The sequence below is a fragment of the Mycobacteroides chelonae CCUG 47445 genome, from assembly GCF_001632805.1.
Classification (GTDB): domain Bacteria; phylum Actinomycetota; class Actinomycetes; order Mycobacteriales; family Mycobacteriaceae; genus Mycobacterium; species Mycobacterium chelonae.
This window is the reverse complement of sequence record NZ_CP007220.1, coordinates 4,966,752-4,987,428: the sequence shown is the minus strand read 5'-3', so window position 1 is coordinate 4,987,428 and position 20,677 is coordinate 4,966,752. Positions and strand designations below refer to the sequence as shown.

Annotated in this window: 22 protein-coding genes; 15 read left to right on the top strand and 7 right to left on the bottom strand. The window is 64.2% G+C overall.

Annotated elements, in window-relative coordinates:
• The first annotated feature begins 82 nt into the window (after positions 1–82).
• The 6 genes from BB28_RS24115 (at position 83) to BB28_RS24090 (ending at position 5,209) form a co-directional block, all read left to right on the top strand.
• The gene (locus BB28_RS24115; RefSeq protein ID WP_225421966.1) at positions 83–712 is read left to right on the top strand and encodes a sensor domain-containing protein; all 630 of its coding nucleotides are present in this window, start codon (positions 83–85) and stop codon (positions 710–712) included.
• On the top strand, positions 712–1,392 hold the full coding sequence (locus BB28_RS24110; protein WP_046255364.1) for a sensor domain-containing protein: 681 nt from the start codon (positions 712–714) through the stop codon (positions 1,390–1,392). The genes BB28_RS24115 and BB28_RS24110 overlap by 1 nt, the downstream gene beginning before the upstream one ends.
• A gap of 77 nt (positions 1,393–1,469) precedes the next feature.
• Complete coding sequence (locus BB28_RS24105; protein ID WP_046255363.1) at positions 1,470–2,207, top strand: SDR family NAD(P)-dependent oxidoreductase; 738 nt, start codon at positions 1,470–1,472, stop codon at positions 2,205–2,207.
• The gene (locus tag BB28_RS24100; RefSeq protein WP_046255362.1) at positions 2,204–2,869 is read left to right on the top strand and encodes a TetR/AcrR family transcriptional regulator; all 666 of its coding nucleotides are present in this window, start codon (positions 2,204–2,206) and stop codon (positions 2,867–2,869) included. Before BB28_RS24105 ends, BB28_RS24100 begins: the two co-directional genes overlap by 4 nt.
• Before the next feature lies 1 nt (position 2,870).
• The gene (locus BB28_RS24095) at positions 2,871–4,160 is read left to right on the top strand and encodes an acyl-CoA dehydrogenase family protein (RefSeq protein ID WP_046255361.1); all 1,290 of its coding nucleotides are present in this window, start codon (positions 2,871–2,873) and stop codon (positions 4,158–4,160) included.
• Positions 4,160–5,209: a phosphotransferase family protein gene (locus BB28_RS24090; RefSeq protein ID WP_046255360.1), complete on the top strand. Its 1,050-nt coding sequence runs from the start codon at positions 4,160–4,162 to the stop codon at positions 5,207–5,209. Before BB28_RS24095 ends, BB28_RS24090 begins: the two co-directional genes overlap by 1 nt.
• Here the strand turns inward: BB28_RS24090 and BB28_RS24085 are convergent.
• Complete coding sequence (locus tag BB28_RS24085) at positions 5,199–6,584, bottom strand: amino acid permease (protein WP_075874125.1); 1,386 nt, start codon at positions 6,582–6,584, stop codon at positions 5,199–5,201. The genes BB28_RS24090 and BB28_RS24085 overlap by 11 nt on opposite strands.
• 102 nt (positions 6,585–6,686) lie before the next feature.
• Here BB28_RS24085 and BB28_RS24080 point away from each other — a divergent pair, with 102 nt between their 5' ends.
• A complete protein-coding gene (locus BB28_RS24080; RefSeq protein ID WP_046256148.1) occupies positions 6,687–7,517 on the top strand; it encodes an LLM class F420-dependent oxidoreductase in 831 nt (276 codons plus the stop codon).
• A 54-nt stretch (positions 7,518–7,571) separates the two neighbouring features.
• Here BB28_RS24080 and BB28_RS24075 read toward each other — a convergent pair whose 3' ends face one another.
• The 5 genes from BB28_RS24075 to BB28_RS24055 all read right to left on the bottom strand — a co-directional run bounded on the left by BB28_RS24075 (position 7,572) and on the right by BB28_RS24055 (position 11,418).
• A complete protein-coding gene (locus BB28_RS24075) occupies positions 7,572–8,663 on the bottom strand; it encodes an inositol-3-phosphate synthase (protein WP_046256147.1) in 1,092 nt (363 codons plus the stop codon).
• Positions 8,664–8,692: 29 nt separating this feature from the next.
• On the bottom strand, positions 8,693–9,238 hold the full coding sequence (locus tag BB28_RS24070) for a PadR family transcriptional regulator (RefSeq protein WP_046256146.1): 546 nt from the start codon (positions 9,236–9,238) through the stop codon (positions 8,693–8,695).
• 101 nt (positions 9,239–9,339) lie between these two features.
• Positions 9,340–10,185, bottom strand: coding sequence for a DUF1707 SHOCT-like domain-containing protein (locus BB28_RS24065; RefSeq protein ID WP_046255359.1), 846 nt, complete (start codon positions 10,183–10,185; stop codon positions 9,340–9,342).
• Positions 10,186–10,213: 28 nt separating this feature from the next.
• Entirely contained in the window at positions 10,214–10,999 is a 786-nt protein-coding gene (locus BB28_RS24060; protein WP_046255358.1) for a DUF1707 SHOCT-like domain-containing protein, read from the bottom strand.
• A gap of 44 nt (positions 11,000–11,043) precedes the next feature.
• Entirely contained in the window at positions 11,044–11,418 is a 375-nt protein-coding gene (locus BB28_RS24055; RefSeq protein WP_075874126.1) for a hypothetical protein, read from the bottom strand.
• Positions 11,419–11,548: 130 nt separating this feature from the next.
• Here BB28_RS24055 and BB28_RS24050 point away from each other — a divergent pair, with 130 nt between their 5' ends.
• The 8 genes from BB28_RS24050 to dnaB all read left to right on the top strand — a co-directional run bounded on the left by BB28_RS24050 (position 11,549) and on the right by dnaB (position 19,557).
• On the top strand, positions 11,549–11,971 hold the full coding sequence (locus tag BB28_RS24050) for a DUF5318 family protein (protein WP_046256144.1): 423 nt from the start codon (positions 11,549–11,551) through the stop codon (positions 11,969–11,971).
• 19 nt (positions 11,972–11,990) lie between these two features.
• Complete coding sequence (locus tag BB28_RS24045; RefSeq protein WP_046255357.1) at positions 11,991–14,360, top strand: transglycosylase domain-containing protein; 2,370 nt, start codon at positions 11,991–11,993, stop codon at positions 14,358–14,360.
• A gap of 28 nt (positions 14,361–14,388) precedes the next feature.
• Positions 14,389–15,981: a glycosyltransferase family 87 protein gene (locus tag BB28_RS24040; RefSeq protein ID WP_046256143.1), complete on the top strand. Its 1,593-nt coding sequence runs from the start codon at positions 14,389–14,391 to the stop codon at positions 15,979–15,981.
• Positions 15,982–16,093: 112 nt separating this feature from the next.
• A complete protein-coding gene (gene rpsF, locus BB28_RS24035) occupies positions 16,094–16,384 on the top strand; it encodes a 30S ribosomal protein S6 (RefSeq protein WP_030097640.1) in 291 nt (96 codons plus the stop codon).
• Between the two features lie 72 nt (positions 16,385–16,456).
• The gene (locus tag BB28_RS24030) at positions 16,457–16,957 is read left to right on the top strand and encodes a single-stranded DNA-binding protein (RefSeq protein ID WP_046255356.1); all 501 of its coding nucleotides are present in this window, start codon (positions 16,457–16,459) and stop codon (positions 16,955–16,957) included.
• 44 nt (positions 16,958–17,001) lie between these two features.
• Positions 17,002–17,256 (top strand): 30S ribosomal protein S18, encoded by a 255-nt coding sequence (gene rpsR / locus BB28_RS24025; RefSeq protein WP_005064619.1) that lies wholly within the window; start codon positions 17,002–17,004, stop codon positions 17,254–17,256.
• Between the two features lie 17 nt (positions 17,257–17,273).
• Positions 17,274–17,729: a 50S ribosomal protein L9 gene (rplI, locus tag BB28_RS24020; RefSeq protein WP_046255355.1), complete on the top strand. Its 456-nt coding sequence runs from the start codon at positions 17,274–17,276 to the stop codon at positions 17,727–17,729.
• A gap of 451 nt (positions 17,730–18,180) precedes the next feature.
• Positions 18,181–19,557 carry a replicative DNA helicase gene (dnaB, locus tag BB28_RS24015; protein ID WP_030097637.1) on the top strand — a complete coding sequence of 459 codons (1,377 nt, stop codon included), beginning with the start codon at positions 18,181–18,183 and terminating at the stop codon, positions 19,555–19,557.
• A 391-nt stretch (positions 19,558–19,948) separates the two neighbouring features.
• Here the strand turns inward: dnaB and BB28_RS24010 are convergent, their stop codons facing one another.
• Entirely contained in the window at positions 19,949–20,557 is a 609-nt protein-coding gene (locus tag BB28_RS24010) for a hypothetical protein (protein WP_046253786.1), read from the bottom strand.
• Positions 20,558–20,677 lie beyond the last annotated feature (120 nt).

Genomic DNA, 20,677 nt, shown 5'->3' with positions numbered 1-20,677 from the left:
GAATGCTGGGACAGGGGGTGCAGCGGTGCGGGCGGCGGCGGTGTTGTTCTGCGTGATGGTTGCCTGCGGCGGCTGCTCCCGCGTGGCTGACGGACTCGCCACCTCGCCGCCCGAACGTGCCGGCCTTTATCCAGAACTGCGTGCGATCGGAGACAAGCTTCCCGGTGGCGTGTTGCTTACAGGGTCGGAGATGCGCGAGATATCGGAGTTGCCACGGCTAGAGCCGGGGCAGGCGGTGGACGCGATGTTCCGCTCGACCACCGACGCCACCGTGTGTGCGGCTGGCTACTCACTGGCCGAGATCGCTTCATACGAGAAGTACGAGGCGGCACGCATCGAGCTGTATGTGGAGGAGAGCGATGTCGCGCGGCTGCACACGGTGGGAAACGCGGTGGTGACCTTCTCCGACGATGCCACGGCTCGACAACAGTTCCAGCGGTTCAACGGTCTGATGGCCAGGTGCGACGCGATCACGAGCGCCACGCATACACAGCGCGATCCCTCCTCATGGAAGCTGAGCATCACCAGTGCCGACACCGCCGACGAGGTGGCGTGGACGCGCAGCGTGGTCGACTCGAGCTGGACCTGTTACATGGCTGCACGACAGCGGGCCAACTTTGTGGCATCGTCGATGTTCTGCACCCATGGTTCGGACAACAAGGCGGGCGATGTGCTGGACCGATTGACGCTGAAGCTCTCGGGGGCACGGTAATGCGCGGGGCGCCAATCGTTTTACTGACAGTCGCCGCGATGTTGGCCTCGTGCACGCATGCGGTTGAGGGCGACGCGGCGGCCCCCGCCAGGCCGGAGCAGTTGTATCCGGTGCTGCCGCCCAGGCAGGCTGACCTCGAAGATCGCCTTCTGTCGGCGTCGGATATCCGTGCGGCAGTGGGCCTTCCGGATATCAAGACAATTCCCGCTGTCGAAACTGTGCTCTCGACGGCCAACACGGTGTCCGATTGTGCCTACGGATACTCGTTGGCCACGCGGCAGCAGTACCTGAGCTTCGGTGCGGCGCGGATCCAGGCGTATTCCGAGACCGTCGGAAGGGTTCGCCGGCACACCGTCGGGTCAGCGCTGATTGTCTTCGAGACCGCTACCTCGGCAAGTCAGCAGTTCGAGCAATTCGCCCAGCGCATGTCCAGATGCGATGGAGTACATGGGGTTACCTCGGTCAACGGCATCGCGGAGAATTGGACGCTCAGCATCGGGCACAGTGGTCAAGACGAGGTGAACTGGACGCGAACCACCGACCGTTCACCGTGGTCGTGCCGCCTGGTGGCGCGCCAGCGCGCGAACTACGTCGCCTCGGTGATGTTCTGCCGACGCGACCCCAGCGATGACAAGACCGAAGCGATGTTCACGCTGCTGCTGGACAAGCTCGCCCGCTGATCCAGCCCACGGACTCTTGCGCTATCGGCATCGCTTCTTTAATGTATCGATCGCCACATTAATCAGGGAGGCGCTGGATGCTGCAGGACAAGGTCGTTGTCGTCACCGGTGGTAGCCGTGGGCTGGGCCGGGCGATGGTGCAGGCGTTCGCCGCTCACGGTGCCGATGTGGTGATCGCGAGTCGCAAGATCGACTCCTGTAAAGAGCTGGCCGCCAAGGTGGAGGCCGAACACGGCCGCCGTGCGCTCCCGGTGGCCTGCAATGTCAGCTCCTGGGAGCAATGCGATGAGCTGGTCGACACTGTGTATCGGGAGTTCGGGCGGGTGGACGTCCTGGTCAACAACGCCGGACTGTCCCCGCTGTATCCCAGCCTGGACCAGGTCTCGGAAGCATTGTTCGACAAGGTCATTGGGGTCAATCTGAAGGGACCGTTCCGGTTGTCGGCCCTGATCGCCACGAAGATGGCGGCAGGAGCCGGCGGTTCGATCATCAACATCAGCTCGATCGAAGCGGTGCGACCCGACGCCACCGCGTTGCCGTACGCAGCGGCAAAGGCCGGTTTGAATGCGCTGACCCTTGGCCTCTCGCACGGCTTTGGGCCGACCGTGCGCACCAACACCATTCAATGTGGACTATTCAACACGGATATCGCGGCGGCCTGGCCGGAAGGATTCGCCGAGGCGCTCATTCCCAGCATTCCGTTGCGCCGCGTGGGCGAACCGGAAGACATCGTCGGCGCGGCGCTGTATCTCGCGAGTGAAGCATCGGCCTACTGCACGGGGACGACGATTCGTTTGGACGGCGGCATCCTGTGACCGAGGCCGGTGCCAAGCCCCGTCGGGGCCGTCCGCCCGCGACCGATGGCGATGCCGCGGCGACACGCCGGCGGATCATGGATGTAGCGACGGAACTATTCGCCGAGAAGGGATTTCACGCCACCGGTGTCGCCGAGATCGGCGCCGCGGCCGGTGTCCGGGGTGGCGCGCTGTATTACCACATCGGGTCCAAGGAAGAGCTTCTCTGGGAGATCCTGCGCAGCTACATCGACGAAATGCTCACCGAGGCCGCCCACATCGCGGGCATGAATACCCCGCCCGCCAAGCGTCTGCGCACTCTCATCGGCTCCTACGTCATCCTTATCGTCAAGTACCGCAAGCAGGTTGCCATCCAGGTCCGCGATGGTTCCGCGCTGACCGGCGAGCGGGCCGCCGAGTTGCAGGGAATGCGTGATGAGTTGCAGCGCTGCTGGCAACGGGTTCTCGACGAGGGGCACGAGGCCGGGGTGTTTCGCACGAGCGATCACCTGATCACCAACGCGATCCTCGGGATGCTGAACATGGTGGCGGTCTGGTACCGCGCCGACGGCAAGAGCCCGGCGCAGATCGCCAAACGCATCGCCGACATGGTGGTGGACGGTGTGCATACAGACCGTCCGCATGAACTTCTCATTGAACCCGAACCGACAGGAAGTAACTGACATGGCATGGGATTTCGAGACCGACCCCGAATACCAGGAGCTGCTGGACTGGGCCGAGGAATTTGTCCGCACCGAGGTGGAACCGCTCGATTACGTGTTCCCCAACCCGTACGACAAGTCCGACACCGAGGCCATGGACTACGTGCGACCGCTCAAGGAAGAGGTCAAGCGCCGCGGGCTGTGGGCCTGTCACCTCGGCCCCGAGCTGGGCGGTCCGGGCTTCGGGCAGCTCAAGCTCGCGCTGCTCAACGAGATTCTGGGGCGCTCGGTGTGGGCCCCCTCGATCTTCGGATGCCAGGCTCCCGATACCGGCAATGCCGAGATCCTCGCGCACTACGGCACCGAGGCGCAGAAGGCGAAGTATCTGCAGCCGCTGATGGACGGCGACATCGGGTCCTGTTATGTCATGACGGAGCCGCAGGGCGGGTCCGATCCGACGCTGTTCAAGACAACCGCGGTGCGTGACGGTGATGAGTGGATCCTTAACGGGGAGAAGTGGTTCAACTCCGAGGCGCGGCACGCTGCCTTCTGGATCGTCATGGCCGTCACCAATCCGGATGTCAGCCCGTATCAGGGAATGTCGATGTTCATCGTCGATCCGAACGCGCCCGGGGTGGAGATCGTCAGAAATATCACCGTGCATGGGTTCAGCGAGGACGAGGCCTACACCCGCTTCACCAATGCCCGGATCCCCGCCGAGAACATGCTGGGTGCCGAAGGCGCCGCGTTCGTGATCGCGCAGACTCGCCTCGGCGGTGGTCGCGTGCATCATGCGATGCGGACGGTGGCCCAGGTGCGTAAGGCATTCGACATGATGTGCGAGCGTGTCATCAGCCGGGAAGCGCGCGGCGGCACCATCGCCAAGTTGCAGATGACGCAGGAGCGCATCGCCGACAGCTGGATCGAGATGGAGTCATTCCGTCTGCTGGTGCTCCGGACCGCCTGGCTGATCGACAAGCACCAGGACTACCTCAAGGTGCGCAAGGACATTGCGGCCATCAAGGCCGCCATGCCGAAGGTCATGCATGACGTCGCCCAGCGTGCGCTGCATCTGCATGGCTCACTCGGTGTCTCCGAAGAGATGCCGTTGGCCAAGATGTTCCTGTACTCGGAGGTGATGGGTCTGGTCGATGGCCCCACCGAGGTGCACAAGGTCACCATCGCCAAGGAAGTCCTCAAGGACTACACCCCGTATGAGGGTCTGTTCCCGCCGAGTCACATCCCGGCGTTGACGGAGAAGGCCAGGGCACATGTGGCGGCCCGCCTCGAGCACCGGGTGGGCAACCTGTAATGGCGGCTCCGCAGCATGTCGACCCGAAAAGCGTTGATTTCGGTGTTGTTTCGCGCTGGATGGATGAGCAGGGACTTCCGGCGGGTGAGGTGGCGGACGTCTCGGCGATCACGGGCGGCACGCAGAACATCATGGTGCGGTTCACCCGGGGCGGCCGCGAGTATGTGTTGCGCCGGCCCCCGAAGCATCTACGTGAGGCCAGTAACAATGTCATCCGCCGGGAGTCGCGATTGCTGGGAGCGTTACGCGGACAGGGAGTTCCCGCTCCCGAGCTCATCGCGGCGTGCACCGACGAGACGGTGCTGGGCGGCGCGGTCTTCTATCTGATGGAGCCGGTCGACGGATTCAATGCCTCGGTCACCCTGCCGGAGCTGCATGCGAGCAGTCCGCAGATTCGGCACCAGATGGGGCTGGAGGCGGTCAGCGGTATCGCCGCCCTGGGGGCACTGGACTATCAGGCGCTGGGACTGGACGGGTACGGCAATCCCGACGGCTTCCTGGAGCGTCAGGTACCGCGTTGGCTCAAAGAGCTCGACTCGTTCAGCAAGCACGAGGGGTACCCGGGCCCGGACATCCCGGGTCTGCAATCCGTCGCCGATTGGCTTGAGCAGCATCGGCCGTCGCAGTGGAAGCCCGGGATCATGCATGGTGATTTCCACCTGGCGAACATGATGTTCCGCAATGACGGTCCTGAGCTCGCCGCCATCGTGGACTGGGAGATGTCGACGATCGGTGACCCGCTGCTGGACTTGGGCTGGCTGTTGGCGACGTGGCCCTCGGATGGCGACGATGCTTCACTGGGTGGAGCACTGGTGCAGGCCGGAGGTCTGCCCACGCCCGAGGAGCTCGTCGCGCACTACGCGGAACGCACGGACCGTGATCTCAGCGCGATCCACTGGTACACCGTGCTCGCCTGTTTCAAGTTGGGCATCATCTTGGAGGGCACGCACGCTCGCGCCTTCGCCGGGAAAGCGCCTGTGGCGGTGGGTGATTACCTGCACGGTCTCACGCTGCAGCTGTTCCGGCGGGCCAGGGCGATTACCGGGTAACCGGTTCGTCGGGCACCGGTGCGCGGCGCCGGGTCAGCCGGAGTGCCACGAAGGCGAGGAGGATCACCGCCCAGGACAGCAGGCTGGTCCACAGCTGCGAGCGGGTGCCGTCCTGAAAGCCCATCGCGACCAGAATCGCGACGATCGCACCGGCGGTGAGGATCGTCAACACCGGATAACCCCACATCTTGACGATCAGCTTCTCCGGGGGTGTGCGGGGCCTGAGTACCAGCTGCGATACCGCAATCATGAAGTACACAAACAGGATTACCGCGCCGGAGGAGTTGAGCAGGAAGAGAAAGACGGTATCTTCGGCGACGTATGCCAGCACCACGCAGACGAATCCGATGAATGAGGACGCCAAGATGGCGTGCACGGGAACACCGCGCGAGTTGACGCGCAGCCAGCTGCGCGGTGCCTCGCCCCGGCCTGCCAAGACGAACAGCATGCGGGAGGCGGTGTACATCGCCGAGTTGAGACAGGACAACACGGCGGTAAGCACGACTATCCGCATGATGTTGTCGGCGTGCGGAATTCCCATGGTCTTGAATGCGGTGACGAAGGGCGAGGTGCCCAGAGTGGGGCTATCCCACGGCACGATCACCGCGATCAGGAAGATGGAGCCCACGAAGAAGAGCCCGATTCGGTAGATGACCGAGTTGGTGGCCCTGCTGATGGCCCGCGCGGGGTCCTTGGATTCGGCGGCCGCGATGGTCGCGATTTCCGGGCCGACCATCGAAAACACCACGACCACGATGGCGGAGAAGATCGCACCGGTGCCATTGGGAGCGAACCCGCTCTTGGTGAGGTTGGAGAAGTCCATGTGCTTACCCGGCCACCAGCCCAGTACGAACATCGTGCCGAGGACGAGAAATGCAATGATGGCAAGTACTTTCACACTGGCGAACCAGTATTCGAACTCGCCGTAGGACCGCACCGAGAAGAGGTTGGTGGCGGTCATGGCCACCATGAGGACAAGAGCGATGAGCCACAACGGAAAGTGCGGCCACCAATCTTGGACGATCTTGCCGCCGGCGACTGCCTCGAACCCCACGACGATTACCCAGAAGTACCAGTAGAGCCAGCCGACAGAGAATCCTGCCCAGTCGCCGAGGGCGCGGCGGCTGTAGTCGGCGAAGGAGCCCGTCGACGGATTCGCCACGGCCATCTCGCCGAGCATGCGCATCACCAGCACGATGAGCACACCGGTGATGGCATAGGTGAGGAAGGCCGCCGGGCCAGCCGCCTTGATCGTCGCACCGGACCCCACGAACAGGCCGGCGCCGATGACGCCACCGATCGCGATCATCGTCAGGTGGCGCTTCTGCAACGAATGCTGCAGGCCGCCCTCGCTGGACGATTCCGTGGTCGCCATGGATTCTCCTTACAGCCGGGTAGGTCGATGTTGCACCCCGCAATCAGATCGTGCAGCGCGTTGCCAGGAATTTCGGTGGCGCCCGGGTGGTTCCTGGAGGTCATGACCGGCTTCGGTATCTCTACCTCATCGGCCGACGGATACGTGGCCCCCGACGTGCTCGCTCGCGCTGTCGAGGAGCGGGGCTTCGACTGGCTGCTCTTCGACGACCATTCCTACTTTCCGGTCGACACGCCCGATGACATCGATCCGGAGTTCCGGGCGCGGCTCCCGTTGATACGAGATCTTCCGGTGGTGCTCGCCTACGCCGCCGCGGCCACCGAGCATTTGGTGGTCGGGTCCGGGGTCGCGCTGCTACCTCAGCGCGATGTGCTGCACACCGCCAAGGCCTGGGCGACGCTGGCGACACTGTCGGGTGGCCGCGCCGTGCTGGGAGTCGGCGTCGGATGGAATCTGGGCGAGCTGCGCAACCACGGCACCGATCCGACGCTGCGCGGTGCGAAACTCGACGAACAATTGGTCGCCCTCAAGCAGCTGTGGACCGAGGATGTGGCGGAATTCCATGGCGAGCACCTCGATTTCGGGCCCGTCGCCGCGAGCCCGCGTCCACCGACGCCCATTCCGGTGTACGTGGGTGGTCCGAGCCGGGCCGCTCAATCACGGGCGGTGCGGTTGGGTGATGGGTGGTTGCCGTACGCGGCGACGTCTACCCCCGAGGATGTGCGGGTGGCGCGCCGCCGGTTCGCCGAGCAGGGACGCGCGGATCTGCCGGTCGGTGTGAGCGGTGTGTCCGGGGAGCGGGCTGCCGCCGCATATCTGGATGCCGGCGTGGAGCGTGTGCTCTTTCATCTGGATCCGTTGCGCGAGGACGAGACCCTTGCCGCGCTCGATCAGCTAGCCGCAGTCGCGAATCGGTGGCGGGCCAACAAATAACACCGAGGGCACACCTGACGGTGTGCCCTCGGTGGGTAGAACGACGAAACAGGCTCAGCCTTCGATGAACTGCTCCAGCTGGGTGCGCGCGATGTCGTCGGCGAGTTGCTTCGGCGGGCTCTTCATCAGGTAGGCCGAGGCCGGAAGAATCGGGCCACCGAGTCCGCGGTCGAGCGCGATCTTCGCCGCACGCACCGCGTCGATAATGATGCCGGCCGAGTTGGGGGAGTCCCAGACTTCGAGCTTGTATTCGAGGTTCAGCGGCACATCGCCAAAGGCACGGCCTTCCAGGCGCACATAGGCCCACTTGCGGTCATCGAGCCACGCGACGTAGTCGGACGGGCCGATGTGCACGTTCTTGTCGTACACCTTGTCGGCCAGCGAGCCGTTGAGGTTCGACGTCACGGCCTGGGTCTTGGAGACCTTCTTGGACTCCAGGCGCTCGCGCTCGAGCATGTTCTTGAAGTCCATGTTGCCGCCGACGTTGAGCTGGTAGGTGCGGTCCAGGGTGACACCGCGGTCCTCGAACAGCTTGGCCATCACGCGGTGGGTGATGGTGGCACCCACCTGGCTCTTGATGTCATCGCCGACGATCGGGACGCCGGCGTCCTCGAACTTCTTGGCCCACACTGGGTCCGAGGCGATGAACACCGGCAGCGCGTTGACGAACGCGACCTTGGCGTCGATGGCGCACTGGGCGTAGAACTTGTCGGCTTCTTCCGAACCCACCGGAAGGTAGGAGACCAGGACGTCAACGTTGTTGTCCTTCAGCACCTTCACGACGTCGACAGGGTCCGAGTCGGAGACCTCGATGGTCTCGGCGTAGTACTTGCCGATGCCGTCCAGGGTCGGGCCGCGCTGCACGATCACATCGGTCGGGGGCACGTCGGCGATCTTGATGGTGTTGTTCTCGGAGGCGGCAATCGCCTCGGAGAGGTCGAAGCCGACCTTCTTGGCGTCCACGTCGAAGGCGGCGACGAACTTCACGTCGCGCACGTGGTACTGGCCGAACTTGACGTGCATCAGGCCAGGCACGTTCGAGTTCTCGTCCGCATCCTGGTAGTACTGCACGCCCTGGACCAGCGAGGACGCGCAGTTGCCGACGCCGACAATGGCGACCCGCACCTCAGATGATGTGTTGGACATGGACGGTTCTCCTTTACCGATGGACATACTTAACGCTCGTCGACTCGTGCCTGCGCGGTGCGCTCGGCGGCGATCAAGTCGTTGAGCCACTTCACTTCTCGTTCGCTGGATTCCAGACCAAGCTGGTGCAGCTGCTTGGTGTACCGATCGAACGAGCTACTTGCCCGGGCGATGGCCTCACGCAGCCCTTCCCGGCGTTCCTCTACCTGACGGCGGCGGCCTTCGAGGATCCGCATCCGGGCCTCGGCCGGGGTGCGGTTGAAGAACGCGAGGTGCACACCGAAGCCGTCGTCGGTGTAGTTCTGCGGGCCGGTGTCGGCCACCAGCTCGCTGAACCGGGCCCGGCCGGCGGCAGTCATTCGATAGACCCGCTTGCCGCGCAGCAGCACCGTGGTCCCGGCCGGAGCAGAGTCCTCTTCGATGAGCCCGTCGGCCTGCATCCGGCGTAGCGCCGGATACAGCGAGCCGTACGAAAACGCCCGAAAGGCGCCCAATAGGCCGGTCAGGCGCTTGCGCAGCTCGTAGCCGTGCATGGGTGATTCAAGCAGCAAGCCAAGGATGGCCAGTTCGAGCATGAAGTCACCTCCCACCACCGAATATGACGCCGGAGCATCTCTCGTGCACCGATCGGGTCATAGTATCGCCGCGATATATGCGGGCGCCACACGGGGGAGGTTTAGTTCCCGGAGGGGTACATGGTCCGAATGGGTGTGCCGTCGGGATTGACGTAGATCGAGCCGTTCTGGAACTCGCCGCTGATCGAAATGTCGATCTGAACGGTGTCCGGCGGTGCGGTCTTGTCCTCGCTCGGCTTGATGAACAGGTACGTGTTCTTGACCTCGCTCGGTTTGATACCGAGGGTCTCGGGCGCGCCGCGCATGATGCCGATGATGGTCTTGACGTCGAACTTCGCGAGGTCAACCGTGCGGTCGGCGTGGCTGCCCGACGAGTCGTCGGGATGGTCCCAGCCGCCCTCGTAGCGGTACCGCAGCGTGCGGCGCGGTTCGCCGGGATCGGGTCGGGTGAGTAGGGCGTACTCCCCGTAGATGTTCAGCTCATATCCGGTGGTGTCACCGAATTTTTGGCGCATCTGCTCAAACAGTCCCGTCAAACCTCCGAGTGACATCAGTTGGCGTGGCGGGGTCAGCACGATGGGTGCCACCCCGTCCGGTTTCGCGCCGGGATCTGCGGTGAAGTCCAACGGGGAGCTGGTGTTTCCGTAGGCGCCCCACCCGATGAGGACACCAAGGAGGACCAGGGCGGCGGCCACACCGGCGGGCGCGTACCACCGTCGCCACCAGGGGCGATGCGGACCCTTCAGCACCGGCATGTGGGCGGCCGCTTTGGCGTTCTGCAGATCCGAGACCAGCGAGCTGAGCTGTCCCAGCGTCGAGGCGGTCGTGGCCGAGGCAACGCGTTCGCGGTGCTCCTCCATGGACAGCTGTCCGTCACTCAGCGCGTCGTCGAGCAGCTTGCAGGTGTCGTTGCGGTCGCTGTCCTTGGCCCGGGTGCCTGTCGCCATGCGAGGAATCGTAGAGCGATCTTGATGGTCAGGATGCGGGCACGACCTCTTTGGGCTCGCCGTTACCCGCGACGACCATTCGCCCTGTCCGGTCCCGCTCCGAGACGGTGATGGTGATGTCGACGCCCTCGTCGTTGGGCTTGATCACCATGACGGTGCCGCCCTCGCCGGCGCCGGGCACATTCAGGGTGTCGGGTGCTCCACGAAGAACCCCGATGATTTTGACCGGATCGAATCGGCTGAGGTCTCCGATCCGAACGTTGCGCCAGGTACCGGGCATCGCGCCGCCATCACGAAACCCGCCCTGATACGGGTACGTGATGGGCAGGTTCGGATCGGTGGATTCGATGCGGACCAGCGCCGCGTTGTTGGAGCGGACCGTCAGTTCGATGCCGACGGTGTCGCCGAACTTTGCGCGCATCTGGTCCAGCAGGCCGGACAGTCCCGGGACGGAGAACAACTTCGTCGGGGCGATCATGACGGGAGCGATGCCGTCGGCGGCTGCCCCCGGGTCCGGCGGCACCGGCCGCGTGACATAGGCACTCACCCCGGCGCCGAGGGCGGCGGCAACGACAGCGGTGACGACGATGGCCGGCCAGCGGCGCCGCTGCGGCGGGGGAATGGGTACCTGGGCCGGGAGGGCGGCGATTTGCAGATCGGAGACCACGCCGTTGAGCTCGCCGAGAGTCTGTGCACGGGTGGCGACGGCGATCCGCTGACGGTGTTCCTCCGAGGAGAGCTGGCCGTCGCCGAAGGCGGCGTCGAGCGCCTTGCACGTGACGTCTCGGTCGGAATCCTTGGCACGGGTCGCCATGCGAGGAATCGTAGAGCGACTCGGTCCCTCGGGGCCCGGGTGCGTCAGCCCCAGTACGCGAACTCGCAGACCGGGTTCGGCTCGCTCTTGAACGACACCAGCATGTCGCCCATGGTGATCGTGCAGCCGGTGGCACCGGCCCCGCTGGCCCGGACTTCGGAGTTCGCTTCCTCGACGACGTCGATGGTGTGCTCCCAGGGCAGCGCGGCATCCTTCTCGACGTGGGCCGCGCCGCCGTTCTCTTTCCAGGTCACGGTCGCCGTCCCGCTGCCGATCACTTTCAGGACTGCCGTTCCGACAATCTTTCCGGTGCCAACCGGTGGGGCGGCGGTTGCCGCGGGAGGGTCGATGGCTACGGATGCGATGACGGCCAAGGCCGCAAAGCCGCCGAGCACCGGTGATAGTCGACGGAATGTCATATGTCCCCCTCTTCCTGACAGCCGCCCCATCGTAACGAGCGGAACGCGGACAGAGATCGGCTTCGCAAAGTACGTGCTGTCTGTGTGGCCCGGGCTCGGCCAGCGCGTAATCGGACGTACTCTGGTTACCGTGCGATTGCAGAGACAGGTGGTGGATTACGCGCTCAAGCGGCGATCCCTGCTGGCTGAGGTCTATTCCGGGCGTACCGGCGTGGCCGAAGTCTGCGACGCGAACCCGTATCTGCTCCGTGCGGCCAAGTTCCACGGCAAATCGAGTGCGGTGGTCTGCCCGATCTGTCGCAAGGAGCAACTGACGCTGGTGTCGTGGGTTTTCGGCGAGCATCTGGGCGCGGTATCCGGCTCGGCCCGTACGGCCGAGGAACTGGTGCTGCTGGCCACGCGGTACTCGGAGTTCGCCGTGCACGTTGTCGAGGTATGCCGGACCTGCAGTTGGAATCATTTGGTGAAGTCGTATGTCATGGGCGCCCTCCCGGCGCCGAAGGGGACCACCCCACGTCAGCGAACAACTCGTGCCCGGACGGCCAGTGAATAGGCCACAGGGTGAGGGCGGCGTGGTTGGCGGACAGAATCCGGTAGCTTCCGGCGGCTCGGATTCACCGCGCACCCCCAGCATGGACGATCGGCCGACGTCGATCCTCGACCCCGTCGAGGATCTGCCGCTGTACCGGCGCGATGAGGACGCCGTGGCCGCGGCTCGCGCCGCGCTGGAACGTGATGACGAGGGCAATGGACATGAGCCGCCGCCCCCATCCAGCAGGCCGGGTGGTTCGTCGCGTCCGCCACAGCGTCGCCGTAGGCGAAAGAGCAACGGCTGGAAAATCTTCCGTCGCGTGATGATTGCCCTGGTGCTGTTGGCCATCGTCATCCCGCTGGCGACGTTCGCACTGGCGTATTCGGTGGTAGACATCCCGAAGCCGGGCGATATCCGTACCAGTCAGGTGTCCACCATCTTGGCCAGCGACGGCACCACCGAACTGGCCAAAGTTGTTCCACCGGACGGAAACCGGGTCGACATCAAGATCGACCAGGTGCCCCAGCACGTGCGCGCGGCGGTGATGGCCGCCGAGGATCGCGATTTCTACGGCAACCCGGGCTTCTCCTTCTCGGGTCTGCTGCGCGCGGTCAAGAACAACATGTTCGGCGGCGATACCCAGGGTGGTTCCACGATCACCCAGCAGTACGTGAAGAACGCGATGGTGGGTGCGCAGCGCGCCGGCCTCGGCGGTCTGACCCGTAAGGCCAAAGAGATCGTCATCTCCACGAAGATGTCGCAGTCCTGGTCCAAGGATCAGGTGCTGGAGGCCTACCTCAACATCATCTATTTCGGACGTGGCGCCTATGGCATCTCGGCGGCGTCGAAGGCCTACTTCGACAAGCCCGTTGAACAGCTCACGGTGTCCGAGGGTGCCTTGTTGGCCGCGCTGATCCAACGGCCGTCGCGCCTGGATCCCGCGGTGGATCTGCCCGAGTCGACAAACCGCTGGAACTGGGTGCTCGACGGCATGGTCACCATTGGCGCATTGTCCGCCCAGGATCGGGCCGGGCAGGTGTACCCGGCAACGGTGCCGCCCGAGCAAGCCGCGGCGCAGAACGCGACGACGGGCCCCAACGGCCTCATCAAACGTCAGGTGATGGCCGAGCTCACCGATCTGTTCAACATCGACGAGCAGACCTTGAACACCGAGGGCCTGCAGATCACCACGACCATCGACACTAAGGCGCAGCAGGCCGCCGAGAACGCGGTCAACAGCACCTTGCAGGGCGAGAACGCGGACCTGCGAACGGCGGTGGTGTCCGTGGACCCGCGCACAGGTGCGGTCAAGGCGTACTACGGGGGCTCCAACGCGCAGGGCCTGGACTATGCGCAGCAGGGCCTGCAGACCGGTTCGTCGTTCAAGGTGTTCGCCTTGGTGGCGGCGCTGCAGCAGGGAATCGGACTGGGCTACCAGCTGGACAGCTCGGAGCTGACCTATCAGGGCATCACCATCAAGAACAGCGAAGACGCTTCGTGCGGAACGTGTTCGGTGGCCGAGGCGCTGAAGCGCTCGCTGAACACCAGCTTCTACCGGCTCATGCTGAAGCTGAAGAACGGGCCCGACGATGTGGCTACGGCCGCGCATGCCGCCGGTATCGCCGAGAACTTCCCCGGTGTCTCGCACACCCTGTCCGAGGACGGTCAGGGCGGTCCGCCGAATAACGGTGTGGTGCTGGGCCAGTACCAGACACGGGTGATCGATATGGCCTCGGCGTACGCGACCTTGGCGGCGTCCGGGACCTACCGCAAGCCACATTTCATCCAGAAGGTCGTGAACGCGGACGGCCAGGTGCTTTTCGACGCGGGTTCCTCCGACAACACGGGCGAGAAGCGTTTCTCTGATGATGTTGCGAACAACGCGATCTCGGCGATGAAACCGATCGCAGCCTACTCACGCGGGCATGGCCTGGCGGGTGGACGAGAGTCGGCCGCCAAGACCGGTACCGCGCAGCTGGGCGACACCAAGGACAACAAGGACGCCTGGATGGTCGGCTTCACCCCGTCGCTCTCGACCGCGGTGTGGATAGGGACCGACGACGGCAAGCCGATCAGAAACAGCTGGGGTGGACCGATTTACGGCTCCGGACTGCCGTCGGATATCTGGCAGAAGACCATGAATGGCGCGTTGGACGGCTCCACCAAGGAGACCTTCCCCAAGCCGGGCGCCATCGGCGGATACGCCGGTGTGCCGGTCTACGTGCCGCCGCCGCCGGCTCCGAACGGTCCGCCGGCGCCCGCGCCGGGCGGTGGCGGCGAGGTGACGGTCATCCAGCCGACCATCGAGATCGCACCGGGTATCACCATTCCGGTGGGACCGCCGACGACGATTCCGGTGGGCCCGGCGGCGCCACCGGCGGGTGACGCGCCGCCGCCTCCGGGGCAGTAGGCAGGTGCCGGCCGAATCCCGTGCGACGGTGTCTCCCGAGAAGCTCGCCGATGACCTGCGCAGTGCCGACGATCGCGACTTCCCTAGTCGCACCGATGCGATGGGTGCCGAGCTATCCGAGGTGATCGGCGGGCCCCTGGGTGGGCACGCCCTGGTCGGGCGCCAGCCGTTCTGGACACCGCTGCGGGTGGTGTTCATCATCGCGTTGGGCTTTCTCATCCTGGGGTGGACTAGTAAGGCGCCCTGCCTGCAGCAGAGTGGTTCGGGCAATGGCGCTCAGCGCGTGGCCAATTGGGACAACAACCGGGCCTACTACCAGTTGTGCTACTCGGACACCGTGCCGCTCTACGGCGCGGAGCTGTTGAATCAGGGGCGCTTCCCGTACAAGTCCAGCTGGCTGGAGACCGACTCGGGCGGGCATCAGAAGATTCAGTACGACGGCACTCCGGCGGTCCGGTACATGGAGTATCCGGTGGTGACCGGGGTGTATCAGTACACCGCGATGGCGCTGGCCAAGACCTACACCCAGGCCAGCGATCTACTGGGGCTGCCCATCGTCGCCGAAGTGGTGATGTTCTTCAACATCGTGGCTTTCGGATTGGCGCTTGCGTGGCTGGTAACCATCTGGGCCAGTGCGGGATTGAGCCCGCGCACCCGCCCATGGGATGTGGTGATGATCGCAGCATCTCCGATCGTGATCTTCCAGATCTTCACGAATTTCGATGCTCTTGCAACGGCTTTCAGCATGACGGCACTGTGGGCGTGGGCTCGCAGGAAACCGTGGCTGGCGGGTGTGCTGATAGGGCTGGGCGTGGCCGCCAAGCTCTATCCGGTGCTGCTGCTGTTTCCGCTGCTGTTGGTGAGCCTGCGCGGCGGCAAGATGCACGAGTTCTCCAAGACGGCCGCGGCCGCACTGGCCAGTTGGGTTGTGGTGAACGCGCCGGTGGCGATGCTCTTCCCGCGCGGATGGGGGGAGTTCTTTCGGCTCAACACCCGCCGCGGCGACGACATGGACTCGCTGTACAACGTCTTCAAGTCCTTCACGGGATGGCAGGGTTTCGACGGCCCGCTGGGCTTCTGGGAGCCCCCGGTCGTGCTGAACGCGATATCGGCCGTTCTGTTCGGGATCTGCTGCCTGGGCATCGGATACGTGGCGCTGACGGCTCCGCGGCGCCCGCGTGTGGCGCAGTTGGCTTTCCTGGTGGTGGCGGTGTTCCTGCTGACCAACAAGGTGTGGAGCCCGCAGTTCTCGCTATGGCTGGTGCCACTTGCCGTGGTGGCGTTGCCGCATCGCCGAATCCTGCTGGCGTGGATGACCGTCGACGCGTTGGTGTGGGTTCCGCGGATGTACTACCTGCTGGGCTTGGAGAACAAGGGGTTGCCCGAGCAGTGGTTCACCGGCACGGTGCTGGTGCGCGATATCGCGGTGATCGGGTTGTGCGCCTTGGTGCTGCGCCAGATCTATCACCCCAGCGAGGACCTGGTGCGCGCACATAGTGATGACACGGACGATCCGGCGGGCGGGCCGTGCGATGGGGTTGCCGACAATCCTCCGGCCTGGGTGCCGTCGTGGCTGCGCGCGCGTAAGCCCACACCGCATATCGCTCGCGCGTCTGTCTGATTTCGCCGGTCAGGGGGCTGTGCGGTAGCCTTGGCCGGTTGCCGACGCAGGCGACTCTCCTGCCACGGATACGCCGTGGCCGCACTAGACCACAGGAGGTGATGAGTTTCTCATGCGTCAGTACGAAATCATGGTCATTCTCGACCCCACTCTTGACGAGCGCACCGTAGCTCCATCGCTGGATACGTTTCTGAACGTCATCCGCGGTGACGGTGGAACCGTCTCGAAGGTGGAGGTTTGGGGTAAGCGCCGTCTTGCCTACGAGATCGCCAAGCATGCCGAGGGCATCTACGCGGTGATCGACGTGGTCGCGGAGCCCGCCACCGTCTCGGAGCTGGATCGCCAGCTGGGCCTGAACGAGTCCGTGCTGCGGACCAAGGTCCTGCGTACCGGAGCCCGCTGAGGTCCTACGGAAGTCAGTTGACTTCCGTAGGCTGCCGTTAACCACGCCAGCTGACAGACACGAGGAGGAACCGTGGCAGGTGACACCACCATCACGGTCGTCGGAAACTTGACCGCCGATCCAGAACTGCGCTTCACACCGTCCGGGGCTGCCGTCGCCAACTTCACTGTGGCGTCGACTCCCCGCATCTTCGACCGACAGAGTTCGGAGTGGAAGGACGGAGAGGCGCTGTTCCTGCGGTGCAATATCTGGCGTGAGGCCGCCGAGAACGTGGCCGAGAGCCTGACCCGCGGGTCCCGTGTCATTGTCACTGGCCGGCTCAAGCAGCGCTCCTTCGAAACCCGCGAGGGCGAGAAGCGCACCGTCATGGAGGTCGAGGTCGACGAGATCGGCCCGTCTCTGCGGTACGCGACCGCCAAGGTCAACAAGGCCTCGCGCGGTGGTGGCGGCGGTGGAGGTTTCGGCGGCGGCGGTGGCGGCGGGGGTTCCCGCTCCAGCGAGCCTGCCGACGATCCGTGGGGCAGTGCCCCGGCTTCCGGTTCCACCGCAGCCGACGACGAACCGCCCTTCTGATCTGGGCGATACAACTTATCTAGCTAGAAAGAAAGAGATTCACCATGGCCAAGACGACTAAGCGCCGTCCTGCCCCGGAAAAGCCGGTCAAGACACGTAAGTGCGCGTTCTGCACCAAGAAGGCGCTGAACATCGATTACAAGGACACCAACCTGCTGCGCACGTACATCAGTGAGCGCGGCAAGATTCGTGCCCGCCGGGTTACCGGAAACTGCGTTCAGCACCAGCGCGACATCGCGATCGCGGTGAAGAACGCTCGCGAGGTAGCCCTGCTGCCGTTCAGCTCGGCGACGCGGTAGGACCGGAGGGACATCTGATGAAGCTGATTCTGACGACCGAGGTCGAGCACCTCGGCACTGCCGGTGACACCGTTGAGGTCCGGGACGGTTACGGACGTAACTACCTGCTGCCGCGCGGGCTGGCGATTGTCGCCACCCGTGGTGCGGAGCGCCAGGCGACCGACATCCGTCGTGCCCGTGAGGCCAAGGAGATCCGTGGTGTCGAACACGCCAACGAGATCAAGCAGGCTATCGAGGGCCTGGGTGCTGTTCAGCTGACGGTGAAGACCGCTGGCGAGGGCAAGCTGTTCGGCTCGGTGACTGCCGCTGACGTGGTGGGTGCCATCAAGGCCGCCGGTGGACCGAACCTGGACAAGCGCACCGTTACCCTGCCGAAGGCGCATATCAAGCAGATCGGTTCCTACGCGCTGGATGTGCACCTGCACGCCGGTGTGGCAACCAAGGTCACCGTGGATGTAGTCGCCGCAGGCTGACCAATCCGAAATACTGCCGGGTCAACGGCGTCGCGGGTTTCCGCGGCGCCGTTGCCGTATCTGCTGGCGAACGTATTGTACGCGTGTGCCACTCCAGCGAAGCTACCTCTAGTTAACCTAGAGGGTTGAGAGGGGTAACAGAACACGCCCGAGCACGCAACCTGATGCGACACGCCGGACAGATTCCCATCCACAGTCCTGTCAATTAGTTCACCGGCTGCCAACTGGGAAAAGTGCAGGAATGTAGGTAGCTATCCCCAGGTTGTCCCCAACCCCCTAACACCGGGTTGGACAGTAGTCCACACCCCATGCCCAGGCTCATCCACAGGGGTGCTTGGCAGGGTCGCCAGCAACATCTAACGTCTACCGCGGCGCGCGGGCTGAACTGTACTTGTCAGACCTCGCCGCGATCATGTGTTCGACTTGATGTGATTAGGAGGACCAGCGCGCCGTGGCGATAGTCGACGATCTGGGCCAGTCCGGCCCAGTTGCCCCTCCCGAGGAGGAGTTCGGCCGTCAACCACCCCAGGATGTGGCTGCCGAGCAGTCCGTGCTGGGCGGGATGCTGCTGTCCAAGGACGCCATCGCCGACGTGCTGGAGAAGCTGCGGCCGCACGACTTCTATCGGCCCAATCACCAGAGCGTGTATGAGGCCATCCTCGACCTGTACGGCAGGGGAGAACCCGCTGATGCGGTGACGGTGGCCGCCGAGCTGGACCGCCGCGGGCAGCTGCGCCGGGTGGGCGGTGCTCCGTATCTGCACACGCTCATCTCCACCGTGCCGACCGCCGCCAACGCCGGGTTCTATGCCGGGATCGTGGCCGAGAAGGCGCTGCTGCGCCGTCTCGTGGAGGCCGGGACCCGCGTGGTGCAGTACGGGTACGCCGGGGCCGAGGGTGCCGACGTCGCCGAAGTGGTGGACCGCGCACAGGCCGAGGTCTACGACGTCACCGACCGGCGGATGTCGGAAGACTATGTGCCCCTCGAAGAGCTGCTGCAGCCCACGATGGACGAGATCGATGCAATCGCGTCGGCCGGCGGCATGTCCAAGGGTGTGCCGACGGGCTTCACCGATCTGGACGAGATCACCAATGGGCTGCATCCGGGCCAGATGATCATCGTGGCGGCCCGGCCGGGTGTCGGTAAGTCGACCCTCGGTCTGGATTTCATGCGGTCGTGCTCGATCAAGCACCAGCTGCCCAGCGTGATTTTTTCACTGGAAATGAGCAAGACCGAGATCGTCATGCGACTGCTCTCGGCCGAAGCGAAGATCAAACTGGGCGATATGCGCTCGGGCCGGATGAGCGATGACGACTGGACCCGGCTGGCGCGGCGGATGAGCGAGATCAGTGAGGCGCCGCTGTACATCGACGACTCCCCGAACCTGACCATGATGGAGATCCGCGCCAAGGCGCGACGGCTCAACCAGAAGGCCGGGCTCAAGCTGGTGGTCGTGGACTACCTGCAGCTGATGACCTCCGGTAAGAAGCACGAATCCCGCCAGCAGGAAGTCTCGGAGTTCTCCCGAAACCTGAAGCTGTTGGCCAAGGAGCTTGAGGTTCCGGTCATCGCGATCAGCCAGCTGAACCGTGGTCCCGAGCAGCGCACCGACAAGCGGCCGCAGGTCTCGGACCTTCGTGAATCCGGCTCGCTGGAACAGGATGCCGACATGGTGATCCTGCTGCACCGCCCCGATGCGTTCGAGCGTGATGATCCGCGCGGTGGTGAGGCCGACCTGATTCTCGGCAAGCACCGTAACGGTCCAACGGCCACCATCACTGTGGCGCACCAGCTGCACCTGTCGCGTTTCACCAACATGGCGCGGTAACTACATCGGTTTGTCGAGATGCAGCGAAGATTAGCGAGCAGAACCGGCTTGTTTAACAAGCTGCGTGGATGGCAGCAGCGGCATTAACGGGTGGTGTGCCCCTCCGAGCGGAGTGCGCGTGGCCTTGTCGGGCGCACGCCAGCTTCCTCGGCATGCGAGCATCTGGCAGCGGTTGAGTGCCGGTCCGCCGCCGTGGAATGCGTTGCGAAAGTTACGGATTCAGTCGCCAATTTCAACGTTGGATGTCGCAGCGTTCGTGCTACAGGAAAATATCGGCTTCCAGCTCGAGCCCTATAGATCGATCGGTTCAGCCCGGCTGTTGGGCGAAGAGCCAGACAGCAGGAAGGGCCTATATCTATGACGGGGTACACGCCAACTCCCGTCCTTGCCCTCACGAATTCTCTCGTTTCCCTGCATCATCGGACGCCATCGGTGTGGATCCAAGCCCCTGGTTGCGGGCGCACGAGCATGCACGGGTCCTAAGGCCGTCGCCAGCATATGCAGCCTCTTCGCTGTGGAGGCGATCACGCTCACGTTCCAGGTGCTCACGGCTGCTACGGAGTGACAATCCGACGAGAGCCCACAGAGGCTCTGCGGTGTTTCGCGCCCAGTCCCAGTGAGGGTTTCGCTTGGCTAGGACTAGCACCGCCCAGACAGTGACGGGAGCAGGGGTCAGTAAGGCTGTGAGCGACAGAGCTTGGACCCACTCTCCGTAGAGCCACCCAAGCACCAAAACAATTGCCACCAACAGCAAGTGAGCAATTTCGAACGCAAACGGTTTGATGTCGAGTTGCCAGCGCATCTTCTCGCTGCTGTAGGCAGAGTATTGCCAGACCTTCCAGTAACCGATCAGTACGCCGAAAATAGCCGCGTAGAGAACATGCGCAAGAAGTAGCACAAACAGCATCCAGGACAGTTGGATTGGGCGGTGCTGAACCCACTGGTGGGTGACTACTGTGACCAGGAACAGGCCGAAACACAACGTGCTGACCGTAGCCACTGAATTCTTACTCGGGCGCGAATTCACACCAGAATCCTTTGTCGACGACCAAATCGCGAACGGCTGGTACGGAAAAACTGGAGAGAAGGAACAAGCGCTCGCGCGCCTCCGTGCGGTCTT

Excerpts from the sequence above, each read along its gene's own strand:
- BB28_RS24110 (WP_046255364.1), top strand. The coding sequence starts at position 712 with ATGCGCGGGGCGCCAATCGTTTTACTGACAGTCGCCGCGATGTTGGCC.
- BB28_RS24105 (WP_046255363.1), top strand. The coding sequence starts at position 1,470 with ATGCTGCAGGACAAGGTCGTTGTCGTCACCGGTGGTAGCCGTGGGCTG.
- BB28_RS24095 (WP_046255361.1), top strand. The coding sequence starts at position 2,871 with ATGGCATGGGATTTCGAGACCGACCCCGAATACCAGGAGCTGCTGGAC.
- BB28_RS24090 (WP_046255360.1), top strand. The coding sequence starts at position 4,160 with ATGGCGGCTCCGCAGCATGTCGACCCGAAAAGCGTTGATTTCGGTGTT.
- BB28_RS24085 (WP_075874125.1), bottom strand. The coding sequence starts at position 6,584 with ATGGCGACCACGGAATCGTCCAGCGAGGGCGGCCTGCAGCATTCGTTG.
- BB28_RS24080 (WP_046256148.1), top strand. The coding sequence starts at position 6,687 with ATGACCGGCTTCGGTATCTCTACCTCATCGGCCGACGGATACGTGGCC.
- BB28_RS24075 (WP_046256147.1), bottom strand. The coding sequence starts at position 8,663 with ATGTCCAACACATCATCTGAGGTGCGGGTCGCCATTGTCGGCGTCGGC.
- BB28_RS24070 (WP_046256146.1), bottom strand. The coding sequence starts at position 9,238 with ATGCTCGAACTGGCCATCCTTGGCTTGCTGCTTGAATCACCCATGCAC.
- BB28_RS24065 (WP_046255359.1), bottom strand. The coding sequence starts at position 10,185 with ATGGCGACAGGCACCCGGGCCAAGGACAGCGACCGCAACGACACCTGC.
- BB28_RS24060 (WP_046255358.1), bottom strand. The coding sequence starts at position 10,999 with ATGGCGACCCGTGCCAAGGATTCCGACCGAGACGTCACGTGCAAGGCG.
- BB28_RS24055 (WP_075874126.1), bottom strand. The coding sequence starts at position 11,418 with ATGACATTCCGTCGACTATCACCGGTGCTCGGCGGCTTTGCGGCCTTG.
- rpsF (WP_030097640.1), top strand. The coding sequence starts at position 16,094 with ATGCGTCAGTACGAAATCATGGTCATTCTCGACCCCACTCTTGACGAG.
- rpsR (WP_005064619.1), top strand. The coding sequence starts at position 17,002 with ATGGCCAAGACGACTAAGCGCCGTCCTGCCCCGGAAAAGCCGGTCAAG.
- rplI (WP_046255355.1), top strand. The coding sequence starts at position 17,274 with ATGAAGCTGATTCTGACGACCGAGGTCGAGCACCTCGGCACTGCCGGT.